Genomic DNA, 14103 nt, shown 5'->3' with positions numbered 1-14103 from the left:
TCGGGGGCTGACCGCCGGCGCTCGGGGTCCCGCTGCGCCGCTACGTAGTGTCCCATCAGCGACCTGGGACCCCCATCGCGAGAAGTTGACTATCCGGGTCGCGGAAACTGATGGACCTGCGATTCACGCCGATCTGTCGATGCCTCAGCGGCCTTGCGGGCCCCGGCGCCCGCAACACTTCCGGCCGGGCCGAAAGCGCCCTGGCCGCTCACCTCCGGAGTCCCCGAAGCGGCCCGCATCCACCGCTAGGGAGTCTCGATGGTGAACTCATTGGGTGACGAGAAGAGCTACGCGGACCTGAGCTCAGGTCGGCGTTGGTTCCTGCTCGCACTGGCGAGCATGGGCAGCTCGATCATCTACGCGCCCGCCTACCTCAAGGCCGTGTTCTACGACCCGCTGCGCGAGGCGCTCGGCGTCACGAACACCCAGCTCGGCGCAGTCTTCAGCGCCTACGCGATCACCGCGCTGATCTGCTACCTGCCGTCCGGCATCCTCGCGGACAAGGTCCGGATGCGGACGCTCTCGTCGGTCGGGTTCGTCTCGACGGCCCTGCTGACCTTCGTCTACGCGATGCTGCCGAGCCTCGCGGTGCTGTACGCGGTGTTCATCCTGATGGGCGTCACGACGATCCTGATCTGGTGGGGCGTGCGCTACAAGCTCGTCCGCCTGGTCTCCAAGGAGGACGAGTACCCGAAGCGGATCGGCATCTCGTACGGCATCTACGGCGTGGCCGGCCTGGTGATCGGCCTGATCTCGACCTGGATCGTCGCCGCGGTCGGCGAGAACCTCGGTCTGGGCGTCTCGATCTACCTGTTCTTCCTCGGCGGTCTGATCCTGGTCCTGGGCATCCTGTCGTGGCTGTTCATCCCGAAGTTCGCCGGTGAGATCAAGGGCGAGAGCACCTTCAGCCTCGCGGAGTTCGGCCGGGCGCTGCGTGACCCGGTGGTCTGGATCGCCGCGGTCTCGCTGTTCTTCGTCTACTTCTTCTACACCGGCGTGACCTACACGACCCCGTACATGACCGGTGTCCTGGGCGTCTCGCTCGCCGCCGCCACGATCGTCGCGAACATCCGCAACTACGGGATCACGCTGCTGTCCGGCCCCGCGTTCGGCTGGATCGCGAACAAGTTCCGGCCGTCCGTCGTGATCGCCGCCGGCTCCGTCCTGTTCTGCGTCGCGCTGCTCACGATGATGGCGCTGCCTGCCTCCGCGGGCATCGTGGTCCTGGCCTGCACGCTGGTCGTGGTGCTCGGGTTCATCGCCAACGGCTCGTTCGGCGTGGTCTCCGCCCAGCTCACCGAGGGCAAGGTGCCGCTGACCTACTTCGGTGCGGCCACCGGTCTGCTCTCGATCATCGGCTTCCTGCCGGACACCTTCTCGAGCACCTGGTTCGGTTCGATCCTCGACGCGCAGACCGATGCCGACGGGAACGTCGCGGCCGGTGCGTACCAGCAGATCTTCATGATCCTGGTCGGCTCGGCCGTGCTCGCCGCGATCGCCTCGCTCGCGCTGTTCTTCTACCTGCGCAGGACGCGGTCCCGCGACCAGGTGGCGGAGCGCGAGAGCGTCACGGCGACGGTCTGAACCGGCCCGCGGAACGCAACGGACCGAACCATGAGCAACGTCACCAAGCTGCCGGTCCTCGACCGGATCTCCGACCAGATGCGGGCCGTGCTGAGCACGTCGGCCGAGCTCGCACCCGACGCCTACGCGACCGACGCCGGCACCGCCGAGCTGCGGACGGCCTACGCCCTGGAGCGCCGGTTCTGGAACGAGGGCGGTCCGACGATGGCGCGCACGATCGACGCCACCGTCGCGACCCCGCACGGTGACGTGGCGATCCGCTGCCACCTGCCGGTGGACGCCGACGGCCTCCCGGTCGTCGTCTACGTCCACGGCGGTGGCTGGGTGGTCGGCGACCTCAACACCCACGACCGGATCATGCGTGGGCTCGCCCACGAGTCGGGCGCGGCCGTCGTGGGCGTCGACTACGCGCTGTCGCCCGAGGCGAAGTTCCCGGTCGCGGGGGGGGGGGGGGGGGGGGGGGCGCCCCCCCCGCGGGCGGGGGCGGGGGGGCCGCCCCGCGCCCGGTCGCCGTCGCGCAGTGCGCCGCGGTCGCGCGGCACCTGCTCGACGGCGCGGGCGGCCTCCCGGTCGACGGCAGCCGACTGGCGCTCGCCGGCGACAGCGGGGGCGCGAACATGGCGCTGGCCACGACGCTGCTGCTGCGCGACGAGGCGGCCGAGGGCCGGCCGCCCGTCGCGGTGACGGCGCTGGCGCTCTACTACGGCCTGTACGGCCTGCGGGACTCGGCGAGCCGACGGCTGCTCGGCGGACCGTGGGACGGGCTGACCGAGGCCGACCTCGAGTACTACAGCGAGTGCTACCTGGCCGATCCGGCCGACGCCCGAAGCCCGTACCTGGACTGCCTGGGCGCCGACCTCGGCAGCGGGGTCCCGCCCTGCTACCTCGCCGCAGCCGAGCTCGACCCGCTGCGCGACGACACGGCTGCGCTCGCCCAGATGCTCGCCGTGCGCGGCGTGCGCCACGTGCACGACGTGTTCGACGGCGTGCTGCACGGCTTCCTGCACCACTCCCGGATGCTCGACGACGCCGTCGTCGCGCTGCAGCGCGGCGGGGCCTTCCTGCGGCGAGCCTTCGAGACCACCCACTGACAAGGAGAACCCGCAGATGGACTTCCGCCTCAGCGACGAGCAGGAGCTGCTCGTCGAGAACGTCCGAGACCTGATGGCCAGGGAGAACTGGGAGGCGTACTTCGCGGAGTGCGACCGGACCCACACCTACCCCGAGCGCTGGGTCAAGGACCTGTGCGACCTCGGCTTCGACCTGATCATGCTGCCCGAGGAGCACGGCGGCCTCGACCTCGGCCTGGTCACCCTGACCGCCGTCTACGAGGAGCTCGGGCGCTGGGGCGCCCCGACCTATGTGCTCTACCAGCTCCCGTGCTTCGACACGATCCTGCGCGAGGGCACGCCCCACCAGGTCGAGACGGTGCTGTCGTACGTCGGGACCGGCAAGCAGATCTGGAACTCCGCGTGCACCGAGCCCGGCGCGGGCTCCGACGTCGGCAGCCTGCAGACCACGTACACGCGCCGGGACGGGAAGGTCTACCTCAACGGGCACAAGACGTTCATCACGTCGTCCGCGCACGTGCCGTACCTGGTGGTCATGGCGCGCAACGCCGACGACCCCGAGGTCTTCACCGAGTGGTTCCTCGACATGAGCCTGCCCGGTGTGCGGATCGAGCCGCTGGACAAGCTCGGCCTGCGGATGGACAGCTGCTCCGACGTCTACCTCGAGGACGTCGAGCTGACCGAGGACGACATGTTCGGCACCGAGGGCAACGGGTTCCGCCGTGGCGTCAAGGACTTCGACTTCGAGCGGTTCCTGGTGGGCCTGAGCGACTACGCCGTGGCGCTGTCCGCGTTCGAGGACGCCGCGCGCTATGCCAACGCCCGGGTGCAGTTCGGCAAGCCGATCGGGCGGTTCCAGCTCAACCAGCTCAAGTTCTGCGAGATGGCGATCAAGCTCGACGCGATGAAGAACATGCTCTACGAGGCCGCGTGGCACTACGACAACGACGGAATGACGTCCGCCCAGGCGGCGATGTGCAAGTACTACTGCGTCAACGCCGCGTTCGCCGTCGTGGACGACGCGATGCAGGTCATGGGCGGGATCTCGGTCGCCGGCGACCACCGGATCCAGCGGATCTGGCGTGACCTGCGGGTGGACCGGATCAGCGGCGGCACCGACGAAATGATGATTCTCACCGTGGCCAAGGGCGTGCTGCGCGCGTACGCGAATTGAGGAATGAATCCCATGGATATCGCAACCGAGAAGCCGTCCTTCGGTGTTCTTGACGACGTCAAGGTCGTCTATTCCGCGATGGAGCTCGCGGTGCCCAAGGCCGCCAGCCTGATGGCCGACTGGGGCGCCGACGTGACCTGGCTGGAGAACACCGGCGCGGGTGACACCATCCGCGACACCCCGTGGATCAAGCAGGCCGAGCGCCGCAACCAGCGGTCCGTGGCGCTCGACTTCTTCTCCGCCGAGGGGCGGGAGGTCCTGCTGCGGATGCTCGCCGACGCCGACGTGTTCATCGAGTCGAGCAAGGGCGGCACCTGGTCCAAGCGCGGGCTGACCGACGAGGTGCTCCGTGAGGCCAACCCCGAGCTCGTCATCGTGCACGTCTCCGGCTTCGGCCAGACCGGTGTGCCGGAGATGGTGACGCGGGCCGCCTACGACCTCACCGTGATGGCCTACTCGGGCTACATGAGCCAGAACGGCACGCCGGACCAGCCGATGAACCCCGGGCCGTACGCCGGCGACTACTTCAACTCGCTGATGATCGTCGGCGCGACGCTCGCCGCGCTGCACAAGACGGGCCGGACCGGCAAGGGCGAGTCGATCGACCTCGCCATGTTCGAGACCCTGCTGTCCATCGGCCAGTACTACCTGGTCGACTACCTCAACGCCGGGATCAGCTGGCCGAGGCCCGGCGCGCGCAACCAGAACCTCTGCGCGATCGGCGAGTACCGCTGCGCGGACGGCTTCATCGGTCTGTGCGTGTACGGCGTCCCGCAGAACAAGTACCTCCTCGAGACGATCGGGCTCGGGCACCTGTGGGGCACGGGGGACTACCCCGAGGACTGCAGCGCGCTCTGGCTGTCCAGCTCCCACGCCCGGCAGATCGAGGAGCACCTCGAGGCCCATCTCGCGACCCGCACCGTCGCCGACGTCGAGGCCGACTTCTCCGCGCACCGGATCGCGGCCCAGAAGGTCATGGAGTTCTCCGACCTCGTCGCCGAGAAGCACCTCGAGGCCCGCGGGGTCTGGCAGGACTGGCCGACCACGGACGGGGAGACCTTCAAGGGGCTGGGTGTGTTCCCGCGCTTCGACCAGCACCCCGGGCAGGTCTGGCGGCCGATGCCGGACCAGGGGCACGACACGGTCGACGTGCTCGCCAAGCTCGGCTACTCGCCCGACGAGGTCGACCGCCTCGTCGCCGCCGGCGTCGTCAAGCGACCCGCCTAGACCCCGAGAGAGGACAACTCGATGCGAATCGTCGCGTGCGTCAAGGCCGCACCGGAGGACTCGGACATCGCGGTCAAGCCCGACCGCACCCTGGACCTGTCCCGTGCGCAGTGGAAGGTCGGCAGCTACGACCTCAACGCCGTCGAGGCCGCCCGCCAGGTCGCCGACCAGGTCGGCGGCGAGGTGATCGGCCTCAGCGTCGGCAGCGAGGGGTGGTCCGGCTCGAAGCTGCGCAAGGACGTGCTCTCGCGCGGGCTGGACAGCCTGGTCGTCGTTCCCGGTGACCCCGACGCGGACAGCTTCCAGACCGCGAGCGCGCTCGCCGCGGCGGTCGGCGAGCTCGGCGGCTGCGACCTGGTGCTGCTCGGTGCCGGCAGCTCCGACCGCTACGCCCAGCAGGTCGGCAACCAGCTCGGCGCGCTGCTCGGCCGGCCGACGCTGAACCAGGTCGACGCCATCACGGTCGACGGGGACCACGTGCGGGTCGAGCGGCTGCTCGAGGACGGGGTGCAGGTCGTCGACGTGCCGTTGCCCGCGGTGCTGAGCCTCACCTCGGGCATCAACACCCCACGCATCGCCGGGATGAAGGACATCCTCGCCGCGGGCAAGAAGCCGGTCTCCGAGGTCGCCGCCGCGATGCCCGGCGCCTCGGCCCGGGTCGCGTCGTTGCTCGCCCCCGAGCAGGTCGACCGCGGACGCGTCGTCGTCGAGGGCGACCCCGCCGAGACCGCGCAGCAGCTCGCCCAGTTCCTCACGACCCTCTAGGAGCACGGAATCATGACTGAAGCCTGGATCGTCGTCCACGACCTGGACGGCGGCAACGCCCTGGCCCGCTCGGCCCGCGCGCTCGCCGAGCGGGTCGTGGCGGTCAGCGTCGGCGCCGGTGGCCTGGCCGACGCGGACCTCACGCTCACCGTCGACGCGGCCCCCGGCGCCCTGGTCGAGGCCTACGCGCAGCCGGTCGCCGCACTGCTCGCGGCGCGCGGGGCCACGGTCGTCGCCTTCGCGGGCGACGTGCGCAGCCGGCTGCTCGCCGGCCAGGTCGCCGCCCACCTCGGCGTCGGCCCGACCAACGTCGCCGGCGTCGTGTCGACCGCTCCGCTGGTGGTCACGCGGCTGGCCTACGGCGGCCTCGCGGTGGCCACCGACGAGATCACCGCACCCGTCGCGGTGCTGGTGCTCGAACCCGGCGCGGTGACGCCGTCGGACGTCGCCGGGCAGGGTGCGGTCGAACCTGTCGACGCCACGCCGACCGCCGGGCTCACGCTGGTCGAGACCCGCCCCAAGGGCGGCGAGCAGGTCGATCTGACCGCCGCCAAGCGCGTCGTCGGTGTCGGGCGGGGCTTCGCCGCCGAGGCGGACCTCGACCTCGCACGCGCCGTCGCGAACCGGCTCGGCGCCGAGCTGGCCTGCAGCCGGCCCATCTCGGAGGGCGTCGGCTGGATGCCCGCGGAGCGCTACCTCGGCGTGTCCGGGGCGACGATCAAGCCCGACGTCTACCTCGCGATCGGGATCTCGGGCCAGATCCAGCACCTGGTCGGCGTCAACCACGCCAAGGTGATCGTCGCGATCAACAAGGACAAGAACGCCCCGATCTTCCAGCAGGCCGACTTCGGCGTGGTCGGCGACCTGTACCAGGTGCTGCCCGCGCTGGTCGACGCGCTCTGAGGCAGCGGCGACGGAGCGGGCGGTGGCCGACATCGCGACGGGTCAGACGACGACACACCTGTGGGACACGGCGTGCCGTCGCTTCGGCGACCGTCCGTTCCTGGTCCACCTCGGTCCGGCCGGGCGCCGCAGCGAGTTCAGCTATGCCCAGTTCGCGGCGCTGGTGCACCAGGCGGCTCACGCGTTCCGCGCCGTCGGGGTCGGGCCGGGCGACACGGTGATCCTCCAGCTCGGCAACGGGTCCGAGGTGCTCTCCGCGCTGTTCGGCCTGGCCGAGATCGGTGCGATCGCGGTGCCGACCGGGCTCGGCGCGACCCCGGCTGAGCTGCTGCGCGCCTACCGGGCGTGCGGGGCACGGTGGGCCGTGGTCGACGCCACCCGGGTGGGCGACCACCTCGCACTCCGTGAGGAGGGGCTGACGGAGCTGCGGGTGCTCGCCGGGGGCGACGTGTCGCACGAGAGTGCGCACGACTCCAGGACCGCGGAGCCGGGCGTCCAGTCCTACGCCGAGCTGTGCCGCCGTCAGCCGGCCGCGCCGGTGACCGATGCGCAGATCAGCGACGAGACCGTGCTCGAGCTGCTCTACACGTCGGGCACCACGGCGGCGCCGAAGGGCGTCATGGTCACGCACGCGAACGTCGTGTTCTCCGGCCACTACGGCGTGTGGCAGACCTCGCTGCGCAGCGACGACCGGCTGCTCACGACCATGCCGTCCTGCCACTCGAACTTCCAGCTCGCCGCGCTGACGCCGGTGCTCGTCGCCGGGGCCGCGCTGATCGTGGTGGACCGCTACTCGGCCAGCCACTTCTGGCAGCAGGTCCGTGCCGAGCGCGCCACGGTCGTCCAGCTCATCGCCATGATGGCGCGCACCCTGATGCTCCAGCCGCCCTCACCGGACGACGGCGTGCACGAGGTGCGCGAGGCGCTCTACTTCATGCCGCTGTCCGACGCCGAGAAGGCCGAGTTCGAGCGCCGGTTCCGGATCCGGCTGCTGAACAGCTACGGCTCGACCGAGTCGATCGGGTGGGCCGTCACCGACCCGCCGCAGGGCGAGCGGCGGTGGCCCTCGGTGGGGCGTGCCGGGCTCGGCTACGAGGTCGGGATCTTCGACGAGGCCGGGCGCGAGCTGCCCGCCGGCCGGGTGGGGGAGTTCCGGATCAAGGGGGTGCCCGGGCGTTCGCTCATGCTCGGGTACCACGACGACCCCGCTGCCACCGCCGCGGCGCTCGGCGCCGACGGCTGGCTGCGCACGCACGACCAGGGCTACCGGGACGAGGACGGCTGGTTCTACTTCGTCGACCGCAGCATCAACGTGATCAAGCGGGCGGGCGAGAACGTCTCGGCCACCGAGGTCGAGTGCGTCCTCACGTCGCACCCGCTCGTCGCCGAGGCCGCCGTCGTCGGGGTCCCCGACCCGGTGCGCGACCGCGCGGTCAAGGCGTTCGTCCGGCTGGACCCGGGCGCCGCGCTCAGCCCCACGGACCTCACCCAGCACTGCCGCGAGCGGCTCGCGCCGTACAAGGTCCCCGAGCTCGTCGAGATCGTCGACGACTTCCCGCGGACCGAGTCGATGAAGATCGAGAAGCGGCTCCTGCACTGAACCGTCCGCACGGCTGCGGACCCGATGAAGGGAAAGACAACGAGATGGGCAGGATCCAGACCGAGATGGTGGGCCAGACCTTCGGCCCGTTCGTGCGGGACTACACGTTCCGCGACCTCGAGCTGTTCGCGCTCGGCTGCGGGGCCGGCATCGACGGCAAGGACGACCTCGTCTACCTCAACGAGCACGACGAGCGGGACCCGAGCCTGAAGGTGCTGCCGATGTTCGGCGCGATGCTCATCGTCGACTCCGAGGTCACCCGGACCATCGACTACGGCTACAACTACGCCGGCTCGCTGCACTGGGGCTTCGACCTCCGGTTCCACCAGCCGATCACCCGGCTCAGCGACCGCGTCTCGACCATGGTCCGGCTCGAGGGGCTGTACGACCGCGGCGAGGGCAAGGGCCTGCTCGCCCAGCACATCGGCGACACCTACGACTCCGACGGCACCCTGCTGCTGACCAACGAGTCCTGGGACTGCCTGATCTACGACGGCGGCTGGGGCGGCCCGGCCGCGCCCAAGGACGTCGTCGAGATGCCCGACCGCGAGCCCGACGCGGAGGTCGTCGAGACCATCCCGGAGAACCAGGCCCTCATCTACCGCCTGTCCGGCGACTTCCACCCGCAGCACATCGACTGGGACTACGCCGCCGAGAACGGCGAGCCGCGGCCCATCCTGCACGCGATCAGCTACGCGGGCGTGGTCATGCGCCACTTCATCCGCACCTTCATCCCGGGCGAGCCCGAGCGGCTGACCCGGTTCAAGACCCGGATCACCTCGCCCGTGCACCCCGGCTCGACGCTGTCCACCCAGCTGTGGCAGGTCGGCGACCACGAGGCCCGCTTCCGCCTCGTCGACACCGACGCGCCGGCCGCCAAGCCGCACCTCAACTGGGGCGTCATCGAATGGAAGTAGCCGACCGGGCGGCGACGCGCCGTCTCATCGACGACGCGCAGACCACCCGCTTCGTGAAGAAGATCGTCCTCTTCTCCAGCGGCGGGGCGTTCCTCGACGGGTACGTGCTGTCGATCATCGGCGTCGCGCTCGTGCAGCTCACCCCGGCGCTCGGGCTGACCGACGCGCAGACCGCGGCGACCGGTGCGGCGGCACTCGCGGGCATCTTCTTCGGCTCGCTCGTCGGGGGTCGGCTCACCGATGCGCTCGGTCGGCGGACCATGTTCATCCTCGACGTGTCGGCGATCGGCGTGGTCTCGCTCGCCGCGTGCTTCGTCGGCGCGGCGTGGCAGCTGATCGTGCTGCGGCTGCTGCTCGGCTTCTTCATCGGCGCGGACTACCCGATCGCGACGTCGCTGATCGCGGAGTTCTCACCGCGCAGCGAGCGGGCGATCGCGATGGGCGTGGTCTCCGCGGCCTGGTACCTCGGCGCGACGGCGGCCGCCTTCGTGGGCTTCGCCCTGTACTCGGTCGACGGCGGGTGGCGGTGGATGCTCGGCAGCGCGCTGGTGCCGTGCGTCGCTCTGCTCATCGGCCGGCACGACATCCCGGAGTCCCCGCGCTGGCTCGCCCAGCGCGGGCAGGTCGACAAGGCCCGCGAGGTCATGGCGAAGGTCTTCGGCGAGCACGTCGAGCTGGACGCGCCGGAGCCTGCTCCGGCCGGCTTCGGTGCGGTGTTCCGGCAGGGCTACCTCGGCCGGATCGTCTACCTCGGGCTGCTGATCCTGTGCCAGGTGGTCCCGATGTACGCGATGTACACCTTCGGGCCGTCGATCATCGCGGCGTTCGGGTTGGGCGAGGGGAGCCTGTCGGTGCTCGGCGAGGCGGCCGTCAGCCTGTTCTTCCTGATCGGGACCGTCCCCGCGATGTACTGGCTGAACTCGATGGGCCGGCGCCCGCTGCTGATCGGCTCGCTCGCCCTGATGGCGCTCGGTCTGCTCGTCCCCGGGATCTGGCCGGGCGCGAGCATCGTCGTGATCATCCTCGCGTTCGGCGTCTACGCGTTCTTCTCCGGCGGTCCCGGGATCCTGCAGTGGCTCTACCCGAACGAGATGTTCCCGACCGAGGTGCGTGCCACCGCGGTCGGGGTGGCGATCGCGATCAGCCGGATCGGCGTCGTGGTCTCGACCTACGGGTTGCCGCTCTTCCTGGCCGCCTACGGGATCGGCCCGACCATGCTCGTCGGCGCGGGGCTGCTGGTCGCATGCCTGGTCCTGTCGATCGCGATGGCCCCCGAGACCCGCGGGCTCACGCTGGCCGAGGCGAGCTCGCTGCGCGCCGGCTGACCCACCACCGAGAGCAGGTCAGCGGACCTGCGCACAGAAAGGAGCGTCGTGGCTGACTTCGACGCCATCGTCGTCGGCTCGGGCTGCGCCGGACCGGCGGCCGCCTACGAGCTGGCGAAGGCCGGCAAGAGCGTGCTCGTGATCGAGCGCGGTACCACCAGCGGGGCGAAGAACGTCTCGGGCGGCCGGCTCTACCTGCACGCCCTGCGCGCGCTGTTCCCGGACGACGCCGGGTCCGCACCGCTCGAGCGCCGGATCGTGCGGGAGCGGGTCTCCCTGCTCTCCGCCGACTCCGCGACGACCCTCGACGTCACCGACGAGCTGATGCGCGACGAGCGGTACGAGTCCTGGTCGGTCCTGCGTGCCCGGTTCGACCCCTGGCTGGCCGAGCAGGCCGAGGGCGCCGGTGCCGAGTACATCAACGGCATCGCGGTCGAGGAGCTGCTCAAGGACGGCGACCGGGTGACCGGTGTCCGCGCCGGTGACGACGAGATCACCGCGGACGTCGTGCTGCTCTGCGACGGGGTCAACTCGTTGCTCGTGCCGCAGGCCGTCGGCGCGCCCAGGCCCCGCCCGGACCAGGTCGCGGTCGGCGTCAAGCACGTCGTCGAGCTCCCGGAGACGGTGATCTCCGACCGGGCGATGTGCGCCGACGGCGACGGCATGGCCTGGCTCTTCGTCGGGGACGCGACCCACGGACGGGTGGGCGGCGGCTTCCTCTACACGAACCGGGACACGATCTCGGTCGGCATCGTCGCGACGGTCAGCGACCTGATGGAGTCCGAGACACCCATCTACCAGCTGCTCGAGGAGTTCACGCGGCACCCCGCCGTCGCGCCGATCCTCGAGGGCGGGACCGTCGTCGAGCACTCCGGCCACCTCGTGGCCGAGGGCGGCTACGACGCGCTGCCGCCGCTGGTCGGCGACGGCGTGCTGCTCGCCGGCGAGTCCGCGTTGATGTGCGTCAACGCCGGGTACACCGTGCGCGGGATGGACCTCGCGCTCGCGGCCGGGCAGCAGGCCGGACGCAGCGCCGCCGCCGCGCTGGACGCGGGGGACACCTCGGCCGAGGGCCTGGCGGGCTATCGGGCAGCGCTCGAGGACAGCTTCGTGCTGCGGGACCTGCGCACGCTGCGCCGGTTCCCGCACTTCATGGAGAGCACGCCACGGGTCTTCCGCGACTACCCGGACCTCGCGCGCGACGTGATGCGCGAGCTGTTCCTGGTCGACGGCACCCCGATGCGGCCGCTGGCGAAGGCGGTCCCACCGATCGTCAAGCGCACCGGCTACCTGAACGTCGCGAAGGACCTGGTCAAGGGGATGAGATCGCTGTGAGCACTCCGCGTCCGACCACCGTCAGCATCGAGGAGTACCTCGGCCGGAACCGGTACGAGGTGGACGAGGAGCACGCCCACATCACGATCGCCGAGCACCCCGACCCGATCGAGTTCGCCGAGCTCGTCAGGGTCTGCCCCGCCGCGCTGTACAAGGTCGACGAGGCCGGCGAACCCACGTTCGACTACGCCGGCTGCCTCGAGTGCGGCACCTGCCGGATCGTGGCGGGTGGCCGCGCGGTCGCGACCTGGGCGTACCCGCGGCCGACGATGGGCGTCGAGTACCGCTACGGGTGACCGGACGCCCGGCACCTCGGGGTCGTCGGTGGTGGTCGTTCCGTGCCGAACGACGCGACGTGTCAGTGCCGATCCTTGACGCCGCCGCCGATCCCGCGAATAATCCCTCGCCGAAGCACAGCTTCGCTTGGCCATCTGGGGAAGTGACTCGCAGACGAGGCTAGACCTGGGGCCCGGTGCACGGACGTGTCCGTCGCGCGGGTTCGGGTATCCCCCCTCCTGAGACCGCGGCGGTCCAGGAACGGGAGAGTGCCAGGTGGCAGGAATCTCAGCAGCCCCGCTGCTCCGCTGCGCCCGCGGCATGTCGACCGATCGTCCGGTGCGGCGCCGCGCGCCCTCGGCACCCTGCCGGGGACGCGGACGCCGTCCAGCACCGCCAGCACTTTCCGCCGCCGGGACGCCGACGTTCCCGGCCGAGAAGGGACGGTCATGAACGACAACTTCGCCGAGCAGGTGGTCGCCGCGGTCGGTGGCCCCGAGAACATCGCGTCGGTGACGCACTGCGCGACGCGGCTCAGGTTCCAGCTGCGGGACCCGGCCAAGGCCGACAAGGACGTGGTCCAAGGTCTGGACGGCGCGGTCGGCGCCTTCGAGGCGCAGGGCCTGTTCCAGGTGATCATCGGCACGCACGTGCCCAAGGTCTACGACGCCGTGGTCGCGGTTCCCGGTGTGCCCGGAGGCGGACAGGCCGACGACGACGCGGATGTCGCGGCTGCGCCGGTCGAGCCGGTCACCGTCAAGGCATCCCTCCTCGACCGGCTCCTGGCCACGATCTCCGCGATCTTCACCCCGTACATCCCGCTGCTCGCGTCGGTCGGCATCATCAAGGGCCTGCTCGCGATCTCGGCCAACTACGGCTGGATCGCCACGGACTCGAACACCTACGCGATCCTCGCCGCGGCCGGCAACGCGGTGATCTACTTCTTCCCGATCCTGCTCGCGTTCACGGCCGCCAAGCGGTTCGGGGCCAACCCCTACGTGGGTGCCACGATCGGTGCCGCCCTGCTCGAGCCGAACCTCACCGCGATCAACGTGACCGGTGAGCACCTCGACTTCCTCGGGATCCCGTTCATCGGTCAGGCGTTCGGCGGCACCGTCGTGCCGATCCTCGTGGCGATGTGGGTGTTCGGCTACCTCGAGCGCGGCCTGAAGAAGGTCCTGCCGCAGATGACCCAGCTGCTCCTCGTCCCGGTCATCTCACTGCTGGTCATGGTGCCGGCCACGCTGCTGGTGTTCGGCCCGATCGGCTTCTGGTTCGCCGACGGCATCGCGAACGCCTACAACTGGCTGGTCGACTACCCGATCCTGCTGAGCCTGCTCTTCGGCGGCTTCTTCATCTACGTGATCATGTTCGGCGTGCACTGGCTGGTGCTGCCGATCCAGCTCGCGATCCTCGCCGACCAGGGCAAGGAGTACTCGCTCGCCGCCGGTGGGATGGGCAACTACGCCGTGCTCGGCGTGCTGCTCGCGGTCTTCCTGATCTCGCGTGACCGCCCGACCCGCACGGTCGCCGGCTCAGCCGCGTTCGTCAACGCCGTGGCCGGCATCACCGAGCCGGGCATCTTCGGTGTGATCGTCAAGGCGAAGCGGTACTTCATCGCGGTGACCGTCGGTGGTCTCGCCGGCGGCCTGGTCTGCGGCATCTTCAACGTCTACATCACGGCGTTCGCGTTCACCGGTCTGATCGGGTCGCCCGCGTTCCTGTCCTCGCCGAAGGCGGCGCCGTACTTCCTCGCGGTCGCCGTCACGATCGCGACGGCGTTCGCCGTCACCTATCTCACCGAGCTCGGCGCGCGCCGCAGGCGGTCGCGGGTCGAGCCGGTCGAACGGGAGCTGGTGACCCAGTCGTGACCGCACCGGGAGGGGCCGCCCGGCGGCGGCCCCTCCCGGCCCGCCCGGTGCCAGGA

12 protein-coding genes and 1 pseudogene are annotated in these 14103 nt (G+C 70.7%); all 13 read left to right on the top strand.

From position 1 onward, the window contains the following. Positions 1 to 258: 258 nt before the first annotated feature. Positions 259 to 1584 (top strand): MFS transporter, encoded by a 1326-nt coding sequence (locus OEB99_RS09105; RefSeq protein WP_263509731.1) that lies wholly within the window; start codon positions 259 to 261, stop codon positions 1582 to 1584. Positions 1585 to 1614: 30 nt separating this feature from the next. After that, positions 1615 to 2013: pseudogene (locus OEB99_RS19725) on the top strand (alpha/beta hydrolase fold domain-containing protein); the annotation flags it as partial. After that, positions 1905 to 2675 carry an alpha/beta hydrolase fold domain-containing protein gene (locus tag OEB99_RS09095; RefSeq protein WP_318011397.1) on the top strand — a complete coding sequence of 257 codons (771 nt, stop codon included), beginning with the start codon at positions 1905 to 1907 and terminating at the stop codon, positions 2673 to 2675. The pseudogene OEB99_RS19725 and the gene OEB99_RS09095, both read left to right, overlap by 109 nt. Before the next feature lie 16 nt (positions 2676 to 2691). Then, positions 2692 to 3828, top strand: coding sequence for a crotonobetainyl-CoA dehydrogenase (caiA, locus tag OEB99_RS09090; protein ID WP_263509730.1), 1137 nt, complete (start codon positions 2692 to 2694; stop codon positions 3826 to 3828). Positions 3829 to 3840: 12 nt separating this feature from the next. Continuing rightward, a complete protein-coding gene (gene caiB, locus OEB99_RS09085) occupies positions 3841 to 5055 on the top strand; it encodes an L-carnitine CoA-transferase (protein ID WP_263509729.1) in 1215 nt (404 codons plus the stop codon). A gap of 21 nt (positions 5056 to 5076) precedes the next feature. Further along, positions 5077 to 5820, top strand: a complete 744-nt coding sequence (locus OEB99_RS09080) for an adenine nucleotide alpha hydrolase family protein (protein WP_263509728.1) — start codon at positions 5077 to 5079, stop codon at positions 5818 to 5820. 12 nt (positions 5821 to 5832) lie between these two features. Beyond that, positions 5833 to 6723, top strand: a complete 891-nt coding sequence (locus OEB99_RS09075) for an electron transfer flavoprotein subunit alpha/FixB family protein (RefSeq protein ID WP_263509727.1) — start codon at positions 5833 to 5835, stop codon at positions 6721 to 6723. Positions 6724 to 6745: 22 nt separating this feature from the next. Further along, positions 6746 to 8323 (top strand): AMP-binding protein, encoded by a 1578-nt coding sequence (locus OEB99_RS09070; RefSeq protein WP_263509726.1) that lies wholly within the window; start codon positions 6746 to 6748, stop codon positions 8321 to 8323. A 44-nt stretch (positions 8324 to 8367) separates the two neighbouring features. Beyond that, the gene (locus OEB99_RS09065; protein WP_263509725.1) at positions 8368 to 9240 is read left to right on the top strand and encodes a MaoC/PaaZ C-terminal domain-containing protein; all 873 of its coding nucleotides are present in this window, start codon (positions 8368 to 8370) and stop codon (positions 9238 to 9240) included. Continuing rightward, the gene (locus tag OEB99_RS09060; RefSeq protein ID WP_263509724.1) at positions 9231 to 10565 is read left to right on the top strand and encodes a sugar porter family MFS transporter; all 1335 of its coding nucleotides are present in this window, start codon (positions 9231 to 9233) and stop codon (positions 10563 to 10565) included. Before OEB99_RS09065 ends, OEB99_RS09060 begins: the two co-directional genes overlap by 10 nt. Before the next feature lie 48 nt (positions 10566 to 10613). Continuing rightward, positions 10614 to 11900 carry an FAD-dependent oxidoreductase gene (locus OEB99_RS09055; RefSeq protein WP_263509723.1) on the top strand — a complete coding sequence of 429 codons (1287 nt, stop codon included), beginning with the start codon at positions 10614 to 10616 and terminating at the stop codon, positions 11898 to 11900. Continuing rightward, positions 11897 to 12196 (top strand): ferredoxin family protein, encoded by a 300-nt coding sequence (locus tag OEB99_RS09050; protein WP_263509722.1) that lies wholly within the window; start codon positions 11897 to 11899, stop codon positions 12194 to 12196. The genes OEB99_RS09055 and OEB99_RS09050 overlap by 4 nt, the downstream gene beginning before the upstream one ends. 429 nt (positions 12197 to 12625) lie before the next feature. Next, entirely contained in the window at positions 12626 to 14047 is a 1422-nt protein-coding gene (locus tag OEB99_RS09045; protein ID WP_263509721.1) for a PTS transporter subunit EIIC, read from the top strand. The last annotated feature ends 56 nt before the right edge of the window (positions 14048 to 14103 follow it).

The organism is Actinotalea endophytica (assembly GCF_025717005.1).
Lineage (GTDB): Bacteria > Actinomycetota > Actinomycetes > Actinomycetales > Cellulomonadaceae > Actinotalea.
Note: the sequence above shows the minus strand (reverse complement) of the source record. Positions and strands in the feature narration are given on the sequence as shown.